The following is a 22848-nucleotide window of genomic DNA, read 5'->3' as shown; positions in this document are numbered from 1 at the left end:
CGCCGGCCAAGGGGGCCGGCGCTCACCCCTTGGCCGGTGGCAGTGGTGCCGGTGCCGGTGTCTCAGCTCTCCACGGGCCGGGACGTCCGAGCCAGCAGTGTCCTCGCGTTGCCCGAGAGCCAGGCGGTGGTGATCTCGGGAGGCAGGGGGAGCGCCGACAGTTCGCCGGCCAGTGTGGCGGTGGGGAGGGGGTTGACCCAGGTGGAGGTGCCGAAGAGGACCTTGTCGCGGGCCAGTCCCCGGGCGTGGTGGAGCAGGGGCTCCCAGCCGGAGCCCGGTTTGGCCATGGTGCGGGGCCGGTGCGAGGAGAACTCCAGGTAGACCCCCGGGTGGCGGGCCGCGGTGAGCAGCATCTCCTGGACGTCGGGCCAGCCCGCGTGTCCGGCCACCAGCAGCAGGGTGCGGTGGCGGCCGGCCAGCGTCTCGACCGTGCGCCAGCTGTCCAGTCCGCTGGGGTGGCGGCGGGCGAAGTGGTGGCCGGTGTGCAGCCAGACCGGCAGCCGGTGGGCCGCCGCCGCGTCGAAGACCGGGGCGAAGCGGCGATCGGCCGGGTCGGTGCCGTCCAGGAAGGGGATCACACAGAGCCCGGCCGCCCCCGCCGACCGTGACCGTTCCAGCTCGTCCAGTGCGGTGGCCGGGTCGCGCAGCGAGAGGCCCGCCCAGACGTGGACCCGGTCGCGCACCTCCCGGGTGGTCTCCAGCAACCAGTCGTTCACGGTCCGGCCGTCCGGCAGCCGTTCCGACGAACCCATCGCGAACTCGTTGGTTACGCCGTTGATTTGACGGTCTATCAGATAGGTTGCCAGATCGAAGGGGGGATGTTCGGGCCGCAGGAGCACGTCCACCGCGTCGCGCCACCGTACGGTCAGCGCCTCGCGGTAGGCGGTGTGCTCGGCCCCGAAGTAGCGGCAGAAGGAGGCGGAGAAGACGTCCAGGTACTCGGGGGCGTTCTCGCCGAGCCGGTTGAGGTACACCCGCCAGCCCGCGTCGTCGTACAGCAGTGAGCAGGCGTCCACGACGGGGGTGGGGACGCCGGGCTCCGGCGCGGGGGCCGACGGCACGTCCACGGGCGCACGGCCGGTGCCGGTGGTGCCGGCCGTGCGTCGGGCCGACGGGCCGGCAGCTGGGGTGATGTGGTGGTCAGTCATCGTCTCGCTGGGGTCTCAAACCTTGGTGAGGAAGGCGACGGTCAGTCGGTTGACCTCGTCGGGACGGTCGAGGTTGGCCACGTGCCCGGCGCCCGGGATCACGTGGAACTCGCTGTGCGGGTCCCGATCGCTCCACCGCCGCATCGCCTGGCGCACGTTGCCCGTACCGTCGAGTTCCCCGCAGATCAGGAGTTCGGGGGTGTCGATCCGATACTCCGGGGCGGGCGTGACCGTGCGGGTCATACCGTCCCAGGTGGTGAGGAAGGACCGCCGCCCGTTCTCCGCGAAGGCCCGGCGCAGATACTCCTGCGCCCCGGTGTCCTGGGCGGATGCCTTGGCCATCCACCGGGTCAACGGGCGGTACGGCATCAGCCGCATGAGGGTGCGGGAGAGGGCCAGACGGCGGTGCTCGCCGGGTGTGATGGGCAGGGTGTTGGAGGTGGAGCCGATCACCACGAGCGCGGCGACCTCTTCGGGGTGTTGGCGCAGATACTCCTGGGAGATGTTGCCGCCCATCGACTGCCCCAGCAGCACCACGGGTCTGCGTACCTCCGCGGCGTCCAGCAGCGCCCGCAGGTCCGCCGCGGCGTAGCCCGTACGGAACCTTCCGGTGTCGGAGGCGGACGCCCCGTGGTAGCGCACGTCCCACCGAAGGGTGCGGAAGCCCGCGCGGACCAGCGCCGGGATCTGCGGGTCGAACATGTGGTGGTCGGCCCCCGCGCCGTGGGTGAGGGCCACTGCCGGACGGTCGGCCGCTCCGGCGGTCCAGTAGTGCAGCCGGGCACCGGAGACGTCGATGCTGTGCGCGGTCTCCGCGACCCGCTCCCCGGCGGTGTCGGTGTCGGGGCCGGTCATCGCGCTGACTCTCCGTCAAAGCCGCACGCCGGCCCGGTCGGAGGGACGGAGGACAGGGACGGCGGGGCCGCCGGAGAGCGGTGCTGAAGTGCTGCGTTCATCGAACTGAGGTTACTTTCTTTCTGGCGGTCGCGAGGGGGCACGGGCCCGCCCGGTCGCGGGCCCGGTGGGAGGACGACCCCTCCCGCTCACCTCCCGGTGAAGCGGGGCGGTCGCTTCTCCGCGAAGGCCGCCATCCCCTCGCGGGCATCCATGACCGTGGCGTGGGTCTTGAGGTGGTACGCGTCCTGGAGTCGCAGCCCGTACTCGGCCGGCTGCCCCCAGCTACGCTCCCGCAACTCCTTGAACAGGCCCACCGAAGCGGTCGGCAGCGCGGCGAACCGGGCGGTCAGCTCCGCGAGTTCGCGGTCGAAGTCCTCCGGTTCGCAGAGCCGGTCGAACAGGCCCAGGCGCACCGCCTCGGTTCCGGAGACCATGCGCCCGGTCAGGTAGATCTCCGTCGCCCGCGCCGGGCCCGTCAGCCGGGACATCAGCACCACGTTCCCCACATGGCCGACGCCGGCCAGGCAACTGCCGATGGCGGCGCGGGTGTCCGCCAGACGGAAGTCGGCGGCACAGGCGATCTCCGCCCCCGCGCCCGCCGCCGGGCCGGTCAGCGCCGCCACCACCGGTTTGGGGAGGTGCAGGATCGCCTCGCAGACCCGCAGGTAGTGGGCGTCGGAGGTGACCGGGTCGAAGGGGGTGTCCACCCGGTCGCCCAGCCGCCAGCGCCGTACGCTCTCGACGTCGTCGCCCGCGCAGAAGGCGGCGCCGTTCCCGGTGATCACGACCGTGCGCACCCGGGGGTCGTCGCCCGCGCACATCAGCCCGAGCAGCAAGTGGCGGGAGAGCGTCAGGTCGAGGCTGTTGCGGCGCTGCGGCCGGTCCAGCGTCAGCGTGGCGACCCCGCCCTCCAGACGGGCACGCAGGGGCACGTCGTCCTTGCCGTCCACCCGGGCGGCGAAGTCCGCGAAGGACTCGGTGGCGGCCCCCGCCCACTCGCCCGGGGGCTCCTGGGCCACCGGGAACTGCTCCTGGCTCATACGATCCTCTCCCTGCGTACTCGGATGCCCGCCGCCTCGCGGTCCCAGGTCCGGGCCGTCACGCCGTCGGCGCGCAGTGTGTGCTTGGTGGGCTTGCCGGTGGGGGTCTTCGGCAGCTCGGGCACCACCCGGATGTAGCGCGGCACCATGAAGTGGGCCAGCCGCTCCCGCAGGAACTCCAGCAGCGCCGCCGGATCGACCGGCCGGCCGGGGTCGCGGCCCGCCACCACCAGCAGCACCTCGTCCTCGCCCTCGTCCCCGGGCACCGCCACCGCCGCCGCCTCCAGTACCTGCGGATGGGCGACCGCCTGGGCCTCCACCTCGAACGAGGAGATGTTCTCGCCGCGACGGCGGATGGCGTCCTTCTTGCGGTCCACGAAGACCAGTCCGCCGTCCGGGGCGCGCCGGAAGGAGTCCCCGGTGTGGAACCAGCCGTTGCGCCAGGCGGCGGCCGTCTCGGCGGGCCGGCCGAGGTAGCCGCTGAGGAAGGACCACGGACGGTCGGCCCGGAGCACCAGCTCGCCCGCCTCACCGTCCGGCACCTCGCGGTCGTGGTCGTCGACGACCCGGGCGGTGATGCCCGGCCGCGGGCGGCCGCAGTGCATCGGGACGTCCGGGTCGTGGTCGGGGGCGGAGAACACCGGGCACGACACCTCGGTCATGTTGAACAGGGCGCGGACCGACACCCCGAACCGCTTGGAGAACTCCGTCGCGCCCTCGGTGAACGGGATCACATAGGCCGCCCGCAGCGGATGCCCGGTGTCCTCCGGCAGCGGCGGCTGCTTGAGCAGATAGGTCGCCATCACCCCGAGCAGCGTGCACAGGGTCGTCCCCGTACGCCGGATCAGCGGCCAGAACTCGCTGGTGGTGAAGGCCGGCACCACCGTCACCGAGCCACCGTGCACCAGCATCCCGTACGCGCCGATCGTGCCGCCCGCGTGGAACAGCGGCAGTTGCAGCAGATAGCGGTCCTCGGGGCCGGCCATGCCGTGGAAGGCGGCGGTGCAGCTGCTGTAGAGGTGCGCGTAGGAGGAGACGACCCCCTTGGACGGACCGGTGGTCCCCGAGGTGTAGATGACGGTCTGCGGGTCCCACGGCTGCGGCGCGGGCACCGGCTCGGTGAACTCCGCACGGTCCGCCCGCAGTCCGGCCAGCACCCGGAAGCGTGCCGAGAGCCGCCCGGCGAGCGCTTCCACCTCCTGCGGCACGTCCTCCGGGCCCGGCAGCAGGACCACCGTGTGCACCGACCCGGGCCCGTCCTGCGACTCCTCCAGCCGGGCCGCCAGCGACGGCCGGCAGACCAGCACCTCGGCACCGCTGTCGGCGATCACCTGACGCAGGACGACACCCCGGTAGGCGGTGTTGAGCGGGACCAGGACAGCGCCCGCCAGGTTCGCCCCGTACCAGACACGCAGCGCGTCCGGCCCGTTCGGCAGCCAGCTCAGCACCAGATCGCCCGGGGCGACGCCGAGGGCCTGGAGCGCGGCTCCGGTCTCCTCGGTCTCCCGGAGCGTGCGCGCGTACGTCCAGACGTCGCCGTCCGGCATCAGCGCGTACGTGTCCTCCGGCAGGGCTGCGGCACGGCGCCTGAGCAGCGGGCCCAGTACGCACTGCTCGGTGGTCGGCACCTCGGGGGAGGCGGGGTCGAGCACATCGGCCGGGAGCCGCCGGGCGGCGGGCAGGGCCGACGCGTCGCGCTGGACCGGAACCGAGGAGAACGCCCCCGTGGCCGGTGCGACACCACGCTCTTCCGTGCTCACGCGGTCTCCTCGGTGCTCGGCGCGGGCAGGGTCCGGAGCCGGAGCACGCTCTCGTACGGTCCTCCGTACCAGACCGACTGCCGTGCGGGACGGCAGTGCTCCGCCTCACCGACCGGCCCCGGGACGTTGGGATGCCGGTCCAGATGGGGGAAGTTGCTGCTGGTGACCTGGACCCGCAGCCGGTGCCCGGGGGCGAAGCGCCAGGCGGTGTCCCCGAGCAGCAGATCCGCCTCGTACGGCTCGTCCGGCGGACCGTCCCCGTCGGCCTCCAGCCGGAGGCTGGCCTCCGCGACCAGCAGCGAGCGTCCGTCGGGGTGGACGTCGGTGAGCTTGGCGACCACGGCGGTGGCGGGCGCGTCCGAGCCGAAGCGCAGCCGCAGCCGCTGCCGGCCGACCACGTCCAGCGGTTCGGTGAGCGGGGCGGAGGTGTAGCAGAGCACGTCCGGACGGCTTTCCAGGTGGGCCTGGTCGAGCGGTCCCGCCGTCAGCCGGCCGAGCTGGAGCACCCGGCCGCCGTGCGAGGGCACCGGGTCCTCCGGGTCGTAGGTGAACGCGTCGTGCCCCGGCGCCCCGGCGGGCGGGGCGGGCAGCAGCCGGCCGCCGTCGCCGTCACCGGCCGGTCCCGCCAGGTACCAGGGCGCGTCCACGGCCTCGGGCGGCGGCCAGGTCGCCGCCCGGTGCCAGGAGTCGTCACCGAAGAGGAAGTACCGTACGTCCCCGCCGGAATCCTGACCAGCCCCGTCCCCGCCCGGCCGCAGATGGCGGTCGAAGAAGTCCAGGTGCAGATCGGCCAGGCGCGCCCCGTGCGCCGAACCGTACAGACCCGTGTTCACCTCGCCCTGCACCTGCGGCAGTTGTCCGGAGTGCACCCAGGGGCCCATGACCAGCTCGTGCCGGCCGTCCGCCGGGTCCTGGGCGCGCATCGCGCGGTACAGCTCGATCGTGCCGTACGAGAAGACGTCGTACCAGCCGCCGACCGAGAAGGTCGGTACGCCGACCTCACCGAGCCGGTAGTCGGCCACCGTCGCCACGCGCCCCGCGAAGATGTCCCGCAGCCTGCCGGGGAACCCCTCGAAGTCGAGGATGGAAGCCAGCGGCCAGCGCCGCAGCGGTTCCTCGGGCGTGGTGAGCAACTGCATCACCTCGGCCACGATCGAGCCCTCGACCGGGTCGCCGGCCGCCGCCCGGCGCTGCACCCACTCCAGCGCGGTCAGCCCGAGCCAGCTCGTGAGGTGGTCCAGCCGCAGGGCGCCGCCCAGCTGCTCGGCGTCGAAGGGCGCCGAGGTGGACATGGCGGGTGCGATGGCCCGCAGGTGCGGCGGCTTCTCCATGGCGGCCAGCCACTGGACGATCGCCTGGTAGGAGGTGCCCGCCATGGCCACGTTCCCGTCGCACCAGGGCTGCCCGGCGGTCCACTCGACGGTGTCGTAACCGTCCGGCCCCTCCCGGGACCAGTCCAGCGGCGCCCACTCGCCCTCCGAGCCGAACCGGCCCCGGGTGTCCTGCACCACCGCCGCGTATCCCCGGTCCACGCACTGTGCCGGGGTCAGCGTGGCCAGCCCCAGCACGGACTTGCCGTACGGGGTGCGGAAGAGCACGGCGGGCGAGGCCGGGCCGTCGGCGGGGCGCCACACATCGGCCCGCAGCACCGTCCCGTCGCGCATCTCCACCGGCACGTCGTGCTCGATGAGGGTGGTCCTGCCCATCAGGGGGCCTCCTTCGCAGCCGGCCCGGTGCCCTCGGCACGGGTACGGGTCAGATGGCGGGTCATGGCGTCACCGGCGGCGGCCCGGCTCGCCGAGGGTTCGACGCGCACCAGCGGGCCGACGCTCATCCGGGCCGGGCGGTCCAGCAGCCACGCGACGGTGTCCGCGACGTCCTCCGGTACGAGCACGTCCTCCTCCGGGACGCCGAGGTCCGAAGGACGGGCCGCGAGCCGGGTGGAGACCCAGCCCGGGGCGACGGTCACCGCGCGGACACCGAAGTCGCGGTTCTCCTCGTGGACCAGTTCGGTGAGCCGGTGCACCGCGTGCTTGCTCACGCCGTAGCCGCCGCTGCCCGGCACCACCTCGCAGCCCACGCCCGAACCGATGGTCACGATCCAGCCGCAGCCGCGCTCCCGCATCCCGGGCAGCACCTCGCGCGCCAGCAGGAACGGCACCGTGAGGTTCACCCGCAACTGCCGCTCCCAGTGCCGCTCCTCGGTCTCGTGGACGGCGGCCAGCCGGATCGCGCCCGCGCTGCACACCAGCAGACCGACCGGACCCAGCCCGGCGACGGCGGCGGCGACCGCCTCGGCGGGGGCGCCCGGCTCCGCCAGGTCCAGGGCCAGCGGCAGCGCGGTGCCCCCGGCCGCGCGGACCGACTCCGCGACCTCCTTCAGCTCGGCCTCCCGCCGCCCGACCAGCGCCACGGCGCTGCCGCGTGCGGCCAGCCGACGGGCGACGGCCGCCCCGATCCCGGACGAGGCCCCGGCGACCAGGGCCACCGGCGGGTCCGCGAAGGGGCGGTCGGCCCCCGCCGCGCCCGTGTTCGACTCCACGCTCACCGGTCCTCCTCCGTCGTCCCCGGGAAGCCCGGCCGCAGCGGGGCCACGTCCCCGAGGCCGAAGCCGCCGTCGGCCCGCACCACCGCGCCGGTCACCCGGGCGGCGGACCCGCTCAGCAGATAGCCGAGGACCGCCGCCACCTCACGCGGGTCACCGACCCGCCCGGCCGGGATACGGCTGATCCAGCCACGCCGGTGCTCCGGTCCCGCCGCGTCGCCCATCGGCGTCTCGATGATGCCGGGAGCCACGCAGTTGGCCCGGATGCCGTGGCGCGCCACCGACACCGCCAGACAGCGGATGTACTGCGCCATCGCGGCCTTGCTCGCCCCGTAGTACTCCAGCCTCGCCACCGGGCTGAGCGTGGAGCTGACCGAAGAGACCCCGACCACCGCGCCGGGCACCTTCTCGTCCCGCCAACGGGCCGTCAGGTACTCGGTGACGGCGACGAAGCTGTGCAGGTTCACCGCGAAGGTACGGGCGGCGGACGCGGGGTCGCCGCCGATCGCGCTGAAGCCCAGGTGGCCCGCCGCGTACAGCAGCATGGTCACCCCGCCGGACGCCGCCCAGGCGCGTTCGCCCAGGGTCGCCGCGTCCTCGTGGTCGGAGAGGTCGCACCGCACCGACCAGGCGCGACGGCCCAGCGCGGTGATCTCGGCGGCGACTTCCTCCAGCGCCCCGACGCGGCGGGCGGCCAGCACCACGTCGGCCCCGCGTCCCGCCAGGTGCAGGGCGGCGGCCCGGCCGATGCCGCTGCTGGCGCCCGCCACCAGGACCCGGTGGCCCAGCAGGTCCTGACCGGTCACCGGCTCCGGCGGTGCCTGCTCCTGCGGGGCGTCGCGGCGCGGGGCGGGCGCGGCGGGAGCCGGACCGGCCGGCAGCGTCGGGATCTGGCCGAGCCCCGCGCCCCCGTCGGCCCGCAGGGTCTCGCCCACCAGGTACGAGCAGCCCTCCGACAGCAGGAAGGCGACGGAGGCCGCCACATCGGCGGCCGTGGTGGGGCGTCGCTGCACGAGGTAGCGCAGCAGCCCGGCCTCGGCCGCGTCCGGCAGCCGGTGGCCCAGTTCGGGGGAGTAGCCGGTGACCAGGGTGTTGCCGGTGACGCCGCGCCCGGCGACCTCGGTGACCAGATGCTGCCACCACGCCAGGTCGGCGCCGAGCCGGGCGTACCGGTCGGGGTCCGTCCCGGAGTGCGGCTCACCCGTCGCGTCGGTGACCAGGACGAGGCGCCCCCGGCCGGCCTCCGCCATCGCCAGCGCGGCGGCGCGGACGCGCTCCCGGTCCAGGCCCGCCGAGCGCCCGGCGCCGTACGCCTCCTCGCCGAGGAGCAGCGCGCAGTACGCGGCCGGGGCGGGGCCCCCGGTGCCGGTGTCCGGGGTGAGACCGAGCGCGCCGAGCGCGTCGGCCAGGGCGGGGGCCGCGGTGCCGTCGCCTCCGGCCCCGGAGGCGTCGACGAGCACGCGGGTGCTGATCGGCGCGCGCAGCGGGTCCGTCCCGGTGGCCGTCCCGGGTGGCGTCGCGGTGCTGTGGACGTGGGTCATGGCAAGTCGCCGCCTTCGTATTCGATGACCATGCTCGTGGCGTCGCCGCCCGCCCCGGAGGCGAGGACCAGAGCGCTGTCGCCGCCGGTCGCCAGGCCGCCCGCGAGCACCGGATCGGCCGGCAGCCCGGTGTACGGGACCAGGGTGTTGGCGCTCGGGGCGATGTGGCCGAGGTGCAGCATGAGCAGGCTGCCGAGGAGTTTGACCAGGCCGCCGGTCCCGGCGACATGACCGAAGACCGCTTCCTGGTTGGTCAGCCGCAGCACACCCTCGTACCCGGTGGCCTCCCGTACCCCGGACAGCGCCTGGCACAGATGGTCCTCGACGAACCGGTTGCCGTCCGCGTAGTCGTTGACGAACGCCAGATCGCCGAGGGTCCGGCCGGCCGAGGCCAGCGTGGCCAGGACGTCGCCCACCACGTTGCCGGGCGGGCCGGTGGCGACGGTGGAGGGCCCGTTGGAGCGGGAGGTGCGCAGATGCGCGCGGTGCAGCAGCCCCGGGCGGTCCCCGGTCGCGGCCGGGTCCTCCAGGACGACGGCGAGCGCGCCCTCCCCGGTGGCGTTGCCGGTCTGGACCTCGTCGTGCGGCCGGACGTCGGCCGGGTCGTCCGAGAGCGAGGAGGCACGGTAGCCGCTGCGCCCGGTGTGGCTGGTGCCCGCCACGAACACCGGGTCCACGGTGGTGTCCACACCGACGACGATCGCGCGGTCGATGTCCCCGCACCGGAACATCTGCTGCACGAGGTGGAGCGTGCGCAGCGCCACATTGCAGGAGCCCGCCACGCTCAGCGTCTGGCAGGGCAGCTGGAGACCGGAGGCCACGGTGCCCACCACGCTGGGAGGCGTCCCGTTGAGCCAGTACTCCATGCCCAGCGCGGCCGCTCCCTTGGCGCGGGCCAGATCGTGATAGCGCTCGGCCTCCGGGAAGGCGAACTGGAGCGAGCAGGCGACCAGCGCGGTCCGCTGCGGATCGAGGTCGCCGGCGGTCAGTCCCGCGTGCTCCAGCGCCTGGTGCACCGCCCCGGTGGCCATCAGTCCGGCCCGCGAGGAGCGGCGTATCTGCCGTTCCGACAGCGGCAGACACACCTCCGGGTCCCAGCCGTCGACCGTCCCGGCGATGCGGAGCGGGAGTTCGGGGTGCGCGTAGGGGGAGAGGCAGCTCACCCCGTCGCGCACCACACGCCAGAAGGTGTTGAGGTCGGTGCAGGCGCGGCCGTCGGGGCCGGGCAGGACGAGTCCGGCACCGGACAGCCGCAGCAGTGGCATCTCAGCGGGCATCGCGACCACCGTCCCCCGCCGGCACGGGCAGCTCAGCAGACATCGCCACCGCCGAGCAGCAGCGCGCTGTTGACCCCGCCCACCTGATAGTTGAAGCTCAGCGCCCGGTCGAACCGCAGCGGGCGCGTCGTCCTGCCCGGCACCGGGTCGAAGGTGCAGACGGGTGAGGGCGTCTCGCAGTTGGCCGTGGGACAGACCTGCCCCTCGCGCATCATCATCAGCGTCAGCGCGGTGCCCAGGTTGCCGAGCGGCGCGCCGCTGTGCCCGAAGCACGCCTCCTGCGAACTCACCAGCACCCGCGATGACTTCTCGCCCCACAGTCTGCGTACGGCGTTGGACTCGATCCGGGTGAACAGCGCATCGCCCTCGCCGCCGCCGTTGACGTACGGGACGCGCGCCAGCGAGGTGTGGTCGCCCAGGGCGAGGCGGGCCGCCTCGGCCAGCCCCGCGCCGCCGGTGTCGATGGCGACCGCGCTGTTCAGCCCGCCGCGGGTGGTGGCCTGGCCGAGGACCGCCCCGTGCACCCGGGCACCGCGCGCGGCGGCGTGCTCGCGGCTCTCCAGGATCAGGGTCACCGAGCCGTCGCCGTAGTTCATGCAATCACCCGCCGCGTCGTACGGGCGCATCGGGCGGTCGTGCCGGGGAGCGGCCGGCGGGTCGTCGTTGTGCCGCACCGTGACCCCTTCGCGCTCCACCACCTCCCGCAGCCGGTGGCCGTGCAGCACGCGTTCGGTGTCGAAGCGGTCCACCCCGGTGACCACCACGAGGTCGCTCCGCCCGGTGGTGATCAGCATGTGGGCGATGCCGAGCAGCACCGACGAGGAGGCGCAGCCGCAGCTCACCGTGAAGTTGGCCCCGGTGCTGCCGAGCAGCGCGGCCTGGACCGGGCCGACGTCGCTCGACGTGCCGGCCACCAGCAGCCGTACGAAGAGGGACTTGGCGTCCGCCGGGCTGATCGTCGCCGGGTCGGCGTCGTGCCAGGCGCGGTAGCTGTCGTAGTTGCTGTCCACCCCGGCGCGGGCGGTCAGCACGTCGGCGCCCCGCAGCTCCCCGGCCCGGTGGTCGAGTCCGGCGTCCGCGCAGGCCTCGGCCAGCGAGACCAGCCCGTAGAGGTGGACGTCGGCGTAGCTGCGCAGATACCGGGCCGGTATCTCCGGCAGCAGCTCGCCGAACGCCTCGCGGGCCCCGCGCACGGTGCCGTGGTGGAAGCCGTCGCGCTCGACGTGGCTGGTGCCGGTGGAGGCGGTCGCCCAGACCTGTCCGGCGTCGCGCACCGGTTCGTCGCCCGCGCCGGGCAGGCAGAAGCCCATACCGGTGACCAGCGCGTCCCGGGGCCCGGGGGCCCAGGGACGGGCCGCCGGTCCGAGCAGTCGCTCCGGCAGGGGCGGTTCACCCCGCCGCGGACCGTAACCGTTGCTCACAGAGCCCCCGCGTCCACGTTGACGGCCTGTCCGGTCATCCCGCCGGAGAGGTCGGAGAGCAGGAACAGCACCTGGGCCGCGACCTCTTCGGGTCGGACCAGGCGGCGCAGGATGGTGCTGTTGACCGCACGCTTGAGGTACCGCTCCCAGGTGAGGTCCGGCGGTCCGTGGTGCTTGGCGATGGCGGACATGAAGGCGTCGCCGTACCGCCCGCCGTCGGTGGCGGCGGGGCTGTCGGTGAGCCCGGGGCAGACCGCGTTGACCCGTATGCCGAAGGCGCCCAGTTCGGACGCGAGCGCCTGCGTCATGCCGTTCAGCCCGAACTTCGACGCGCAGTAGGAGGTGTTGGCGGGCAGCCCGCGCTTTCCCGCGATGGAGGAGACCATGACGATGTTGCCCTCGCGGCGCTCCATCATCCCCGGCACCACCGCACGGGCGACCCGGAAGGCCCCCAGCAGGTTGATGTCGAGGGTGGCCATCCACTGCTCCTCGTCCTGGTCGCACAGGAACGCCTGGTTGCGGGCCTCACCCGCGCAGTGCACCAGCCGGTCGATCGGGCCCAGTTGCTCCTCGGCCGCGCGGACCGAGGCGCGCACGCTGTCGGCGTCGGTGAGGTCGCCGGGGACGGCGACCGCCCGTCCCCCGTCCGCCTCGATCCGCTCGGCCAGCAGGCGCAGCTCCTTCTCGCTGCGGGCCATGAGCGCCACCCGGGAGCCGTGGTCGGCGAGCATGGTCGCCAGCACGGCGCCGATCCCGCTGCTGGCGCCGGTCAGAAATGTCGTCCTGCCCTGGAGCAGGGTGGGCGCGAAGCCGCTGGTCATGCTGTTTTCTCCGCTTTCTCCGGGTGGTCCGCCGTCGCGGTTGTCCTGCTCGCCCCCACGGGCCGTTCCGCCGGGGTCCGGGCCGGGCCGGCGGCGCCGAGAACGCGGGCGGGCAGCCCGCCCGCGTCGATCTCCAGCACGGTGCCGGTCACCGAGGGGTTGTCAGCGGCGAAGGCGACCGCCTCCGCCACGTCCTGCTCGTCGCACCAGCGGCGCAGCGGCACATGGCGCTGGAGGTCCGCCATGTAGGCGGCGTGCCGCTCGCTCGCCGCCGACCGGCGGCGCAGCGCGTCGCCGTCGACGACGCCGGGCGCGACCGCGCTGACCCGGATGCCGTACTCGCCCAGCTCGATCGCCCAGGTGCGGGTCAGCGCCTCCACACCGGACTTGGCCGCGCAGTACGCCGACTGCCCGTAGGAGCCGCGGCGCACCGTGGAGGAGATGTTGACGATGGCCCCCGGCGTACCGGCGGTCAGCATCGCCTGGGCCGCGTGCCGGCCGACCAGGAAGGTGCCGGTGAGCAGGGACGTCACCACCCGCTGGAAGTCCTCCAGCGGATGCGGGGAGAGCTGCGGCGGTCCGCCGGGCTGTTCCCTGACGCTCACCAGGCGGCGGGAGAAGTTGCTCCCGGCGTTGTTGACGCACAGTCCGAGCGGCGGGGCTTCGGCCGCCAGCCGCTCGAACAGGGCGGCCACCGATGGTTCGTCGGTGACGTCCGCCTGGACGGGGTGGAGCACCAGCCCCTCGTCGGCCGCCGCCCGCACGGCGGCCTCCAGGTTCTGCTCGTCGCGCCCGCAGATGACGGTGTGCCAGCCGAGGGAGGCCAGATGGCGGGCGATGGCCGCACCGAGCCCCCGGCTGCCGCCGGTGACCAGCGCGGCCCCGTGACGGCGGGCACCGCCGGACATGTGCGCCGATGGCTGATCAGACACGGAAGAGCAGCCCCCCGTAGTACCAGCCCGATCCCACGGTGGGCGTGTAGCACAGGTCCCCGGAGCGCAGCCGGCCGTCGCGCGCCATCTCGGACAGCACGATCGGCACCGAGGCGCTGCCGGTGTTCGCACGCGTCTCGTAGTTGGTGATGAACCGCTCCTCGGGAATGCCCAGGCGCTCTCGTACGGCGGTGTGCAGCTGTCCCGTCCCGGGGTGCGGCACCACCCAGTCGACCTCGTCCATCTTCGTGCCGGAGCGGGCCAGCATCCGGGTGGCCAGGTCGGCGTGGGAGTCCGCCGCGATGGAGACCAGCTCCCGGCTGCTCTTGATCCATCCGTTGGGCGGGTAGACGGTGACCGTCTCCCGGCCGGAACCGTCACTGATCAGCAGCGAGTCCCACAGGCCGGCGCCCGGCTCAGCGCCGCGCGAGAGCACGACCGCGCCCGCCGCGTCGCCCACGATCAGCGCGCCCTTGCTGCCCGGGCGCACCCGGCGCGAGAAGCGTTCGCTCGACACGACCAGCGCGTGGCGCCAGGAGCGATGCGTCCCGAAGAAGGCCGCCGCCGTCTGGACGCCGTGGACGAACCCCGTGCAGGCACCGCAGACGTCGAAGGCGAGCGCCCGGTCCGCGCCCAGCAGATGCGCGGTGTGCGGGCCCCACTCGGGGACGAACTGGCGGTCCGTCCAGTTGCTGAGGACCAGCAGGTCCACCTCGTCCGCGCCGATGCCCGCCTGCGCCATCGCCTCACGGGCGGCGCGCACACCCATGTACGCGGGCGTCTCCTCCTCGTCGGCCACATGACGGCTGCGTACGTCGAGCCGGCCGATCACGGCCTCGTCCACCGCGTTGCCCGCGGGGTCCTCCGCGCTGGTGTTCTCGACCAGGTCGCGTGGGTAGTAGTGCCCGAACCCGGACAGGCGCAGACCGCTCTCGCGCCACAGGGCGGTTTCGTCGTGCATTTCTCGTCTTTCCGTACGGTGCGGTGGGGCCGGGGGCCGCCCGGCCGGTGTGGGCTCGCCGTGGCTCACGGAACGCGCAGGAGCATCGCGCCCCAGCTGAAGCCGCGGCCGATGCCGATCGTCGCGACGAGATCGCCGGAGCGGACCTTTCCGGAGCGGAGGTTCTCGGAGAGACAGCTGGGGATGGAGACGCTGGAGGTGTTGCCGCGCTCCCGGATGTTGGTGAGGAGCTTCTCGCCCGGGATCTCCAGCGTCCGGCACACCTGATTGATCATGTTCAGGTTGCCCTGGTGCGGCACGAACCAGTCGATGTCGTCCACCGTCAGGCCGTTGCGCTCCAGGATCTCCCGGCCCACGTGGGAGAGCAGCTTCGGTCCGACCGCGCCGACCTCACGGCCGCGCATCAGCATCTTGTCGTTCTCGTCGATGTCGAAGGCGTCGAAGTACGAGCCGTCCGCGTGCAGCGCCACGTCCAGCAGCCCGTGTTCCTCGGTGTCCGCCGACCAGACGGCCGCCGCCGCCCCCGCCCCGAACAGCGCCGAGTAGCGGTAGTCGAAGTTCAGGATGGGGCGCGGGTTCTCCGCGCAGACGACCAGCGCGTTGCGCATCCCGAGGGCCGGGAGCATCGCGGCGGCGGTGGCGGTGCCGTACATGAAGCCGGCGCAGGCCACCGAGGTGACGTCGAAGCAGGTGGCGTGGCGCAGCCCGACCTGCCGTTGTAGCGGCAGCGAGATGTCCATGTAGTTGTTGGTGGCGCTGGAGGGGTTGCTCCGCGGCCGGGTGGTGGAGGTGGTGCCGATGACGAGGTCGATGTCGTCGGGGACCAGACCCGCGGCGGTCAGGGCGTCGTCCACCGCCCGCGCCGCCATCTCCACCGCGCGTTCCTTCTCGTCGGACGGCCAGTGGCGGCTGACGATCCCGGTGTGCTCGCGGATCCAGGCGTCGTCGATGCCCAGCGCCTCGATCTGCTCGAAGTGGGCGTTGGTGATCGGCTCACCGGGGAAGTAGTGGCCGATCCCGGCGAGCCGCACGGGGGCGATCGCGGTGGGCGGCAGGGGGCGGAGGTGGGCCGTCGCCGGGTCGGGGACGGTGCCGGTGGCGGTGGTCATCGGTAGAAACCTTCCGGGTCCATGGTGCGCAGCAGGGCCAGTTCTTCGGTGGTGACGGCCTTCTCCTCGGTGAGGTAGGGGCTGACCTCCGCGCCGCCGTCCTCGGCGGAGGCCCAGCCGGTGAGGTCGCGCAGGGCGGCCTCCGGCCCGTCGGGGAGGTCCTGTTCGGTGCGGCCTCGGCCGGGCACCGGCGGCAGCCAGCTCGTCAGCTCGAAGCCGGTGCCGGGACCCGGCCGGGTGAAGCGCCCGAACTGGCTGACCACGTCGCGGACCCGCAGGCCCGGACTGGTGAGGTGGGTCAGGCGCGGTACGTAGCGGCGGGCCGAGGCGACCGCGACCACGACGCAGTCCACCGACGAGGCGATGTCGTTGGCCCCGCCGGAGCCGGTGATCCAGCGGCCGTCGGGCAGCAGCGTCGTGTTGATGTTGCCGTCCGGGTCGATCTCCGCGGCGGACAGGACGCCCAGGCAGCGCGGGTTGGCGGCCACCGCGCCCCCCAGCGTCTCCGCGACGCCCGCCAGCATCTGCGAGCGTTCGGCGTGGCGCTGGCTGAAGAGGAAGACGTCGCCGGGCTCGGGGTCCATCGACTGGAGGCCCAGCTCGGCGGCGACCTGTACCTGGATGCCGTCGGCGGCCAGCAGCCGGGCCGCCAGCCACGCCGACATGTGCGAGGTGCCGATTCCGGCCAGCAGGGTGTCGTAGCCGCGTTCGTGGACCAGATCGGCGACGGCGCGGGCGCCGAGCACGATGAGCTGTTCCTGCTCGGTGGGGGCGGCGGTCAGGTCCGCCGGGCTCCGCACCTCCTCGGCGGCTCCCGGGGGAGCGGGGAAGAGCAGGGAGCCGCGGCGCTCCTCGCCCAGGCGTTCCAGGTAGTCGGCGTGGCTCTCCACCCCGCCGACCCACTCCTCGTACCAGTCGGCGGCGGTCCGCGGGTCCTTGCACGCGGTCACGATGCCGCTGAGGAAGTCGTAGTCGTCCAGGTAGCCGTCGACCCCGGCCAGGCCGCCGGTGCGCAGCGACTGCGGGTGGGCGCCGAGCGGAGCCTCGCACAGGCCGATGACGCGGGCGGCGGGGATCACCACCCGGTCCGGCATCGCCGCGATCACCTCGTCGTCGACGATCGCCTCCACGGAGGCCAGGACTCCGTCGGTGGCGGCGTACGCGGACCAGGCGCCCTCGCCCAGCGGCGGGACCGCCACGACGTTGCCGCGGCGGTCGGCGCAGACGCCGTGGAACAGGGTGAAGCGGGGGCGCAGCGGGCTGAGCAGGGTGACGCTGCGCTCCGGGTCCTCCGGGTGGGGCACCAGATGGAGGCTCCCCTCCTTGCCGGCGCGCAGATCGGTCTGAGCGAGCATCGAACCGGTGGTGGCGAAGGGCTGGCCGAGGGCGGCGGCCATCAGCCGCTGGGTGTAGCTGAGCAGCGACCACATCTCCACCTCGAACGGTGTCCCCTGGGCGAGGTCCCGGTAGAGACGGTTGGGGCGCGGCGAGGGGAAGGTGTCACCGACGAAGCCGGTGATCACCTTGCGTACGGCACCGGAGAGGGCGAGCGCGTGCGCGCTGGAGTGCACGGCGGTGGTGCTGACGGTCAGGCTGCGGCTCCCGGCGAAGGCCCGGCACACCGCGTTGAGCAGGGCGTTGGGCCGCGACATCGTCGCCGCGGCGTGCACGTGGTCGCCCTCGCGGACGAAGCGGCGCACCAGATCGTCGGGTCCGGTGGCCAGGTACGGGGTGTGCCGGGCCGCGGCCGGGCGGCCGGTGGCGGAGGAGGGTTCGGACGCTGTGGTCATGCGTGCTCCAGGGCTATGACGGAGGTCTGCGAGCCGAAGGCGAAGGACAGCGAGACCGCGAGGTCGAAAGCGGTGTCGCGCGGCCCCTCGGCGACGTGGTCGTAGTCGCACTCGGGGTCCGGTGTGCGGTGGTTGGCGGTGGGGGCCAGCCGCTGGTGGTGGAGCATCAGCGAGGTGGCGGCTACGTTGATGATTCCGGCCATGCCGAACGTATGGCCGTAGATGGGCTTGTTGGAGCCGTGCGGCGGCAGGTCGGCGTCGTCGTGGCGCGGCAGCAGGCGGCGCAGGGCCCGGCTCTCGGCGATGTCGTTGTACCGGGTGGCGGTGCCGTGGCCGCAGACGTAGCCGATCTCCTCGGGCTTGCGCCCGGCGTCGTCGAGCACGCCGGCGACGACCGAGGCGGTGACGTCACCGACCAGATCCATGCTGGTGGCGTGGTGGGCCTCGTTGAGGGCACGGTGGCCCAGAATCCGCGAGTAGATCCGGGCACCGCGCGCCCGGGCGGACGATTCCCGCTCCAGGCACAGCGTCATCGCCCCCTCGCCGAGGGCGAATCCGCGCCGGTCGCGGTCGTAGGGGCGTACGGCGGAGGCCGGGTCCTCGCGCTCCGGCGAGAGCACACCGTCGCCGAGGCCCAGGTAGCAGCGGGCGACCTCGGGGACGATCGGGAACTCGTGGCCGCCGGCGAGCACGACGTCGGCGCTGCCCGAGCGCAGCTCCCGCAGGGCCAGGCCGATCGCGTGGTGGCCGCCGACACAGGCACTGCTGAGGGTCGTGACCAGGCCGCCGGCGCCGACGTCGATGGCGGCCAGCGTGGCCGGGCAGCCGGGCAGCCCGCGGAACATGGCCGTCGCCTTGCCCTCGTACGGGTTCTGCTCCGGGTCCGCCGTGATGGTCTCGCGCCACCAGGACAGGGGGCCGCGGGACGAGGACTGGACGATGCTCATCCGGTCCTGGGGGATCTGGCCGCGGGCGATCCCGGCGTCCTCCAGCGCGTCGCTGACGGCGGCCATGGTCGCCAGGATGGAGCGGTCGTACTTCGCGGCGTGCGCCGGGAGGAGGTGGGGCAACCGCGTCGCGGGGTCGAAGTCACCGAGCTGCGCGGCCGCGTGGACGGGGAGCCCGGCGGCGGCGAACGCCGACTTCTCCAGCCGGGTCACCTGTGAGGTTCCCGTGGAGATGTGATTCCAGAAGGCATGGACATCGGAAGTGCCGGGCAGTACACACCCGATGCCGGTCAGCACGATGGGATCGGAACGGTCCATGGAATGGGCTCGACTGCTGTCCATGAGGCCGAAGCTAGCCGCCCTTACATGAGCTTCGATATGGCCGTCAAGTACTCATACGCGCCATGCTTGGTGACCGCGAGTACTCGGTTTTCGGCCTCCCACACCGGCGTTCCGCGGTAGGGCCGGTGCCGGCCCCTACGCACGTCGGCGGCCCGGCACCTCCGCAGGAGAGGTGCCGGGCCGCTTCGGGAACGCGCGGGCGCGCGGGTCAGGCGTTCTTGACGTCGCGCCGGTCCACGGCGTAGGTGCCGGCGGCGACCACCGCGACCGACACGACGACCAGCAGTGCCACTCCGCCCCAGGGGACGCCGTCGAGCAACGGGTCGTTGCCCAGGGCCCATTCCCAGGGGGAGATGTTCGCCAGCGGCTCCAGGGCATCGGACATGGGTGCGATGGCGTGCAGCAGGTACCCGACGACGAGCACCCCCGCCGCCACACCCAGCGCGGGACCACGCCCGAAGCCGAACCCGACCACGGCGTACGCGACGCCCGCGTGCAGCACGGCCAGCAGAGCGACGGTCAGCGTCACCGCCGCCACGCCGCCCCCGGAGACGTCCATGTCGAAGGAGACGACCGAGCCGTACACGGACAGCCAGACCAGGACGCTGGTGACGGCGAGCCCGAACACCACGCACAGGAAGCGCACCAGGAAGACCTGGCGGCGGGCAACCGGCAGCGCGAGCAGCAGTTCGAGCCGGCCGGCCTCCTCGTCCCCGCCGGTCAGGGCGGTGGTGGCGGTGACGGCCATCAGGCCGAGCAGCAGCGGCAGCAGCACCGCGTACAGGTTGCCCTTGAGGTAGCCGCTCGCACTGCTGATCTGGTCGATCCCGAACGCCTGGGCCACTTCGGGCGATATACCGGAGGAGAAGTCCTCCAGGGCGCCGGAGCTCTCCATGGAGGGCCAGGCGCCGGCGACGGAGAGTGCGAGCAGGACCAGCGCGGCCGACCAGGCGAGCAGGGTGCGCTTCTGGATCTGTACTCCGCGCCGGAAGATCTCCGAGCTGGGCGATGACATGTGTTTCCCTTCCGGCCGTCCCGGGGGCGGCCTTGATCACTGAGACCCGTCGCGGGTTCGCCCGCGGTCGCTACCGCACCGGGTCGGCGGCCGGGGAGGACTCCGCGGCCGTGCTGCCCCCGCCGGCTGGGGTGTCGCTCTCGTAGTACTCCAGGAACGCCTCCTCCAGGTCCGGTTCGGGCGCCGTGAGTGTCGTGATGCGGTGGTCCGCCAGGAGCCGCAGCAGTGCGTCGGGGGAGCCGGCCCATGCCAGGGAGACCTCCTGACCCTCCGGTCGGCGTCGCTCCACGGCCGATGCCCCCTCCAGGGCGGCCAGTGCGACGAGCGGCACCTCCTCGCCCTCGGCGAAGGTGATGTGGAAGCGCTGCGCGGCCTGGCGGCGCAGCTCCTGCGTCGGTCCGGAAGCGGCGAGCCTGCCGCCCTGCAGCACCGCGACGAGGTCCGCGACCCGCTCGACCTCGGAGAGGATGTGCGAGGAGAGCAGCACGCTCTGCCCGTTGTCCCGGGCCTCCTCCACGGCGCCGAGGAACACCTGCTGCATCAACGGATCGAGACCGTTGGTCGGTTCGTCCAGGATCAGCAGTTCCGGCTTCGCCATGAAGGCGCCGATCAGGCCGACCTTGCGACGGTTGCCCGTCGAGAGCCCGCGCACCTGCCGGGAGGGATCGACGCCGAACCGCTGGACCAGATCGTCGCGGTAGGCGGTGTCGGTCAGCCCGCGCAGCCGGCCCCAGGAGGCCAGTGTCTGCCCGATGGTCAGCCGGTCGTCCAGCCGCAGTTCGCCGGGCAGGTAGCCGATCCGCCGCCGCACCTCGGGGTCGGTCGGGTCCTGGCCGAGCACCCGTACCCGGCCCGATGTGGGCCGGGACAGGCCCATGAGCATCCGGATCGTGGTGCTCTTGCCCGCTCCGTTGGGTCCCAGGTATCCGAAGACCACGCCCGGGGGGACCGTCAGGTCCAGTTGGCTCAGCGCGGTGAAGCCACCGAACTTCTTGGTGACGTCGGTGCATTCGATGACAGAGGTCACGTCTTTTCCGCTTTCTCCTCTTGCGTCCACGGCTCTGGTGTCCACGGCTCTTGCATCCACGGTCGGCCGGGGGCGACCGGTGGGCGTGGGGGACGGACCGCGGGTACCGGCCGTACGGCACGGCCGGTACCCGCGGGGGTGTGTCCGGCAGGGGGCAGCTCAGTGCTGCGGGAAGACGCTCACCCCCTGAGGTCCGGTGTGTCCGGGCCGGACGGCTCGGGCGAGGCGCAGGCCGCCGCGGCGGCCTGCCACCAGTAGCCGTTCTCCAGGCCGAGCGCGGCCGGGCGGTCCAGGTGCCCGGAATCCCGCAACAGCCGTACACCGGCCTCCAGGAGGTCCGGGTCCTGGGCGGCCACGGAGGCCGCCAGCAGGCGTGCCTCGGCCAGTGCCCTGCCGTCCGGCACGACGCGCTCGACCGCGCCCAGCCGGCCGAGTTCGTCGCCCCGGAGGCGTTCCCCCGGGGTCAGCAGCAGCCTCGCCGCCACGCCCCGGCCCGCACGGCGCAGCAGCGAGTGCACCGCCCCACCGCCCGGTACGGCGCCGACCTCCAGTTCCGGCAGACCGAACAGGGCCCCCTCTCCGGCCACCACCAGATCGCAGGCGAGCGCCAGTTCCAGCCCGCCCCCGAGCGCGTACCCCTCGACGGCCGCCACCACGGGGAAGGGCGCCTCGTGCAGCGCCGAGAACACCGAACGGAAGTGGGCCCGCCGTGCCGTGCGGCGCGAGAGGTCCCGCCAGTCCGGCTCGCGGGTGTCGGCTCCGCTGGAGAAGGTCTCCCGGGCTCCGGTCAGTACCAGTGCCCCCGGAGGTGCGTCCGCCTTCGTCAACTGACGTAGTTCCTCCGCCAGCTGACTTAGCATCACGGTGGACATCGCATTGCGGCGATGTGGCCGGTTCAGAATGATCGTGACCACTCGCCCGTCCCGCTCAACCAGCAAAGAGCTATTTACGTCCGGGAGTTTCCCGGGTGTGCTCGTTGGCTCGTTTCCGTCGTTTGTCGGATCCGGGCCTGATCCGACAGCCTTGTCCCGCCGCGTCATCCGCAGGGCCTCAGCATTCTGAACAGCTCCTTGCGGCCGGACACACCGACCTTGTGGAAGACCCGGCTCGCGTAGTTCTTGACCGTCTGCTGGGTCAGGCACAGTTCATGGGCGATTTCCTCGTTGGAGCGGCGCCGGAGCAGGAGGTCGAGGATCTCCTCCTCGCGCCCACTGAGCTTCCACTGCTGGCCGGACACCGAGCGCCGTCCCGTCTGTGCGCGCTCGGGCTCGTCCGTCCCGAGGTGCCAGAAGCCGCGTCCCCTCAGCACGTCGTGGAGCCCCTTCACGATGGACTCCGGAGGGCACGACTCGTGCACGAAACCGGCCGCACCGCCCCGGATGCCGTCCACCACGCTGCCTGGGGTGTTGTCCCTGCTGTAGAGGATGACGCGGATCCCGCTCCACCGCGCCGGGTTGGCCCGGAGTCCCTGCCACTGCTCGTACTCCACCAGTGCCACGTCCGGCCGGCCGCCGGGCAGGTTGCCCACAGCGGTGGGATGCGGACAGCTGCCCAGCACGGTGACGCCCGGGTCCCCGCGGAAGAGGTCGAGAATCGCCTTCCGTATTAATGGTGACGAGTGCAGGACCAGCAGCCGACATCTGCCCTTCTGTGCCATAAAGCAACCCCCTAGTGCTCCAACAGCGCCGGCCGGTGCCGTCGTGTTCCGGCTTTCGACACTTCGTGGACATGTCGCACCCTGTCCACCGGGCGTTTCCCTTCGCTTCCGGATGTAATTTGTTTTCCAGAAGTGAAATCCCCTGTCGGGGTGCCGCCGTATGTTCAGGAAAAGCCTGTGCTGTTGGTGGATATTACTGTCGTGAAACCGAATCCACTGGGAACGGAATTTCTCCGGGAAGAAAGCTCCGATTCTTCACTGGTTCATTTTCGCGGGTATCCCGTGCCGGGGCCCGCCGGGCCCTAAGGCCGCTCGGCCGCGTGGTGTCCGGCGGACTTCTCCGTCGTGGCGGCCAGGGCGGGGTGCGCCCTGACCGGGCCACTGCCCGGAAGCCGGGGTGCCACCGGTCCCATATGCGGCGAAAGGCATGGAAGGCGGGCGCCTTCCGGCCGGGCATCCTTCGGCGCGGCGCACGGGCGGACCGGTGCCTGTCGGACCGCCAGGGCATTGTGAATGCTTGCGAGGTTCGCTGACTGCGGCACAACTTCTCCCCCTGCGTGCGCGTCTCGACCTGATGGCCGATTAGGGCCGTACGGGATGAACCGCATTGGAACAGCT

General features: G+C 73.0%; 19 protein-coding genes. All 19 read right to left on the bottom strand.

All coding sequences use genetic code 11. The features are described 5' to 3' along the window. Positions 1 to 62: 62 nt before the first annotated feature. The 19 genes from ACIHCL_RS26290 to ACIHCL_RS26200 all read right to left on the bottom strand — a co-directional run bounded on the left by ACIHCL_RS26290 (position 63) and on the right by ACIHCL_RS26200 (position 22230). The gene (locus tag ACIHCL_RS26290) at positions 63 to 1148 is read right to left on the bottom strand and encodes an amidohydrolase family protein (RefSeq protein WP_399865425.1); all 1086 of its coding nucleotides are present in this window, start codon (positions 1146 to 1148) and stop codon (positions 63 to 65) included. A 15-nt stretch (positions 1149 to 1163) separates the two neighbouring features. Next, the gene (locus ACIHCL_RS26285; RefSeq protein ID WP_399865423.1) at positions 1164 to 2003 is read right to left on the bottom strand and encodes an alpha/beta fold hydrolase; all 840 of its coding nucleotides are present in this window, start codon (positions 2001 to 2003) and stop codon (positions 1164 to 1166) included. Positions 2004 to 2191: 188 nt separating this feature from the next. Beyond that, entirely contained in the window at positions 2192 to 3085 is an 894-nt protein-coding gene (locus ACIHCL_RS26280; protein WP_399865421.1) for an enoyl-CoA hydratase/isomerase family protein, read from the bottom strand. Further along, entirely contained in the window at positions 3082 to 4845 is a 1764-nt protein-coding gene (locus ACIHCL_RS26275; RefSeq protein ID WP_399865420.1) for an ATP-dependent acyl-CoA ligase, read from the bottom strand. The genes ACIHCL_RS26280 and ACIHCL_RS26275 overlap by 4 nt, the downstream gene beginning before the upstream one ends. Then, positions 4842 to 6551, bottom strand: coding sequence for a CocE/NonD family hydrolase (locus ACIHCL_RS26270; protein ID WP_399865418.1), 1710 nt, complete (start codon positions 6549 to 6551; stop codon positions 4842 to 4844). Before ACIHCL_RS26270 ends, ACIHCL_RS26275 begins: the two co-directional genes overlap by 4 nt. Continuing rightward, positions 6551 to 7387: an SDR family oxidoreductase gene (locus tag ACIHCL_RS26265; RefSeq protein ID WP_399865417.1), complete on the bottom strand. Its 837-nt coding sequence runs from the start codon at positions 7385 to 7387 to the stop codon at positions 6551 to 6553. The genes ACIHCL_RS26270 and ACIHCL_RS26265 overlap by 1 nt, the downstream gene beginning before the upstream one ends. 2 nt (positions 7388 to 7389) lie before the next feature. Beyond that, positions 7390 to 8931: an SDR family oxidoreductase gene (locus tag ACIHCL_RS26260; protein WP_399865415.1), complete on the bottom strand. Its 1542-nt coding sequence runs from the start codon at positions 8929 to 8931 to the stop codon at positions 7390 to 7392. Further along, the gene (locus ACIHCL_RS26255) at positions 8928 to 10208 is read right to left on the bottom strand and encodes a beta-ketoacyl synthase (protein WP_399865412.1); all 1281 of its coding nucleotides are present in this window, start codon (positions 10206 to 10208) and stop codon (positions 8928 to 8930) included. The genes ACIHCL_RS26260 and ACIHCL_RS26255 overlap by 4 nt, the downstream gene beginning before the upstream one ends. Before the next feature lie 32 nt (positions 10209 to 10240). Then, the gene (locus tag ACIHCL_RS26250; protein WP_399865410.1) at positions 10241 to 11629 is read right to left on the bottom strand and encodes a beta-ketoacyl-[acyl-carrier-protein] synthase family protein; all 1389 of its coding nucleotides are present in this window, start codon (positions 11627 to 11629) and stop codon (positions 10241 to 10243) included. Beyond that, entirely contained in the window at positions 11626 to 12450 is an 825-nt protein-coding gene (locus ACIHCL_RS26245; protein WP_399865408.1) for an SDR family NAD(P)-dependent oxidoreductase, read from the bottom strand. The genes ACIHCL_RS26250 and ACIHCL_RS26245 overlap by 4 nt, the downstream gene beginning before the upstream one ends. Further along, a complete protein-coding gene (locus tag ACIHCL_RS26240) occupies positions 12447 to 13382 on the bottom strand; it encodes an SDR family NAD(P)-dependent oxidoreductase (protein ID WP_399865406.1) in 936 nt (311 codons plus the stop codon). Before ACIHCL_RS26240 ends, ACIHCL_RS26245 begins: the two co-directional genes overlap by 4 nt. Continuing rightward, a complete protein-coding gene (locus ACIHCL_RS26235) occupies positions 13375 to 14343 on the bottom strand; it encodes a ketoacyl-ACP synthase III (protein ID WP_399865404.1) in 969 nt (322 codons plus the stop codon). The genes ACIHCL_RS26240 and ACIHCL_RS26235 overlap by 8 nt, the downstream gene beginning before the upstream one ends. 65 nt (positions 14344 to 14408) lie before the next feature. After that, entirely contained in the window at positions 14409 to 15452 is a 1044-nt protein-coding gene (locus ACIHCL_RS26230; RefSeq protein ID WP_399865402.1) for a ketoacyl-ACP synthase III, read from the bottom strand. After that, a complete protein-coding gene (locus tag ACIHCL_RS26225) occupies positions 15449 to 17242 on the bottom strand; it encodes a CoA-transferase (protein ID WP_399865401.1) in 1794 nt (597 codons plus the stop codon). Before ACIHCL_RS26225 ends, ACIHCL_RS26230 begins: the two co-directional genes overlap by 4 nt. After that, positions 17239 to 18531, bottom strand: a complete 1293-nt coding sequence (locus tag ACIHCL_RS26220; protein ID WP_399865400.1) for a beta-ketoacyl-[acyl-carrier-protein] synthase family protein — start codon at positions 18529 to 18531, stop codon at positions 17239 to 17241. Before ACIHCL_RS26220 ends, ACIHCL_RS26225 begins: the two co-directional genes overlap by 4 nt. 208 nt (positions 18532 to 18739) lie before the next feature. Next, the gene (locus tag ACIHCL_RS26215) at positions 18740 to 19546 is read right to left on the bottom strand and encodes an ABC transporter permease (RefSeq protein ID WP_399865399.1); all 807 of its coding nucleotides are present in this window, start codon (positions 19544 to 19546) and stop codon (positions 18740 to 18742) included. A gap of 70 nt (positions 19547 to 19616) precedes the next feature. Continuing rightward, positions 19617 to 20573, bottom strand: a complete 957-nt coding sequence (locus ACIHCL_RS26210) for an ATP-binding cassette domain-containing protein (protein WP_399865398.1) — start codon at positions 20571 to 20573, stop codon at positions 19617 to 19619. 179 nt (positions 20574 to 20752) lie between these two features. After that, positions 20753 to 21445 (bottom strand): enoyl-CoA hydratase/isomerase family protein, encoded by a 693-nt coding sequence (locus tag ACIHCL_RS26205; protein WP_399865396.1) that lies wholly within the window; start codon positions 21443 to 21445, stop codon positions 20753 to 20755. Between the two features lie 164 nt (positions 21446 to 21609). After that, entirely contained in the window at positions 21610 to 22230 is a 621-nt protein-coding gene (locus ACIHCL_RS26200) for a LuxR C-terminal-related transcriptional regulator (RefSeq protein WP_399865394.1), read from the bottom strand. Between the last annotated feature and the right edge of the window lie 618 nt (positions 22231 to 22848).

The sequence above is a fragment of the Streptomyces sp. NPDC052042 genome, from assembly GCF_044548345.1.
GTDB lineage: Bacteria > Actinomycetota > Actinomycetes > Streptomycetales > Streptomycetaceae > Streptomyces.
Note: the sequence above shows the minus strand (reverse complement) of the source record. Positions and strands in the feature narration are given on the sequence as shown.

Coding starts and splice junctions, on each gene's coding strand:
- ACIHCL_RS26230 (WP_399865402.1), bottom strand. CDS start 15,452: ATGACCACCGCCACCGGCACCGTCCCCGACCCGGCGACGGCCCACCTC.
- ACIHCL_RS26225 (WP_399865401.1), bottom strand. CDS start 17,242: ATGACCACAGCGTCCGAACCCTCCTCCGCCACCGGCCGCCCGGCCGCG.
- ACIHCL_RS26215 (WP_399865399.1), bottom strand. CDS start 19,546: ATGTCATCGCCCAGCTCGGAGATCTTCCGGCGCGGAGTACAGATCCAG.
- ACIHCL_RS26290 (WP_399865425.1), bottom strand. CDS start 1,148: ATGACTGACCACCACATCACCCCAGCTGCCGGCCCGTCGGCCCGACGC.
- ACIHCL_RS26255 (WP_399865412.1), bottom strand. CDS start 10,208: ATGCCCGCTGAGATGCCACTGCTGCGGCTGTCCGGTGCCGGACTCGTC.
- ACIHCL_RS26205 (WP_399865396.1), bottom strand. CDS start 21,445: ATGTCCACCGTGATGCTAAGTCAGCTGGCGGAGGAACTACGTCAGTTG.
- ACIHCL_RS26280 (WP_399865421.1), bottom strand. CDS start 3,085: ATGAGCCAGGAGCAGTTCCCGGTGGCCCAGGAGCCCCCGGGCGAGTGG.
- ACIHCL_RS26235 (WP_399865404.1), bottom strand. CDS start 14,343: ATGCACGACGAAACCGCCCTGTGGCGCGAGAGCGGTCTGCGCCTGTCC.
- ACIHCL_RS26285 (WP_399865423.1), bottom strand. CDS start 2,003: ATGACCGGCCCCGACACCGACACCGCCGGGGAGCGGGTCGCGGAGACC.
- ACIHCL_RS26260 (WP_399865415.1), bottom strand. CDS start 8,931: ATGACCCACGTCCACAGCACCGCGACGCCACCCGGGACGGCCACCGGG.
- ACIHCL_RS26245 (WP_399865408.1), bottom strand. CDS start 12,450: ATGACCAGCGGCTTCGCGCCCACCCTGCTCCAGGGCAGGACGACATTT.
- ACIHCL_RS26220 (WP_399865400.1), bottom strand. CDS start 18,531: ATGGACAGCAGTCGAGCCCATTCCATGGACCGTTCCGATCCCATCGTG.
- ACIHCL_RS26200 (WP_399865394.1), bottom strand. CDS start 22,230: ATGGCACAGAAGGGCAGATGTCGGCTGCTGGTCCTGCACTCGTCACCA.
- ACIHCL_RS26270 (WP_399865418.1), bottom strand. CDS start 6,551: ATGGGCAGGACCACCCTCATCGAGCACGACGTGCCGGTGGAGATGCGC.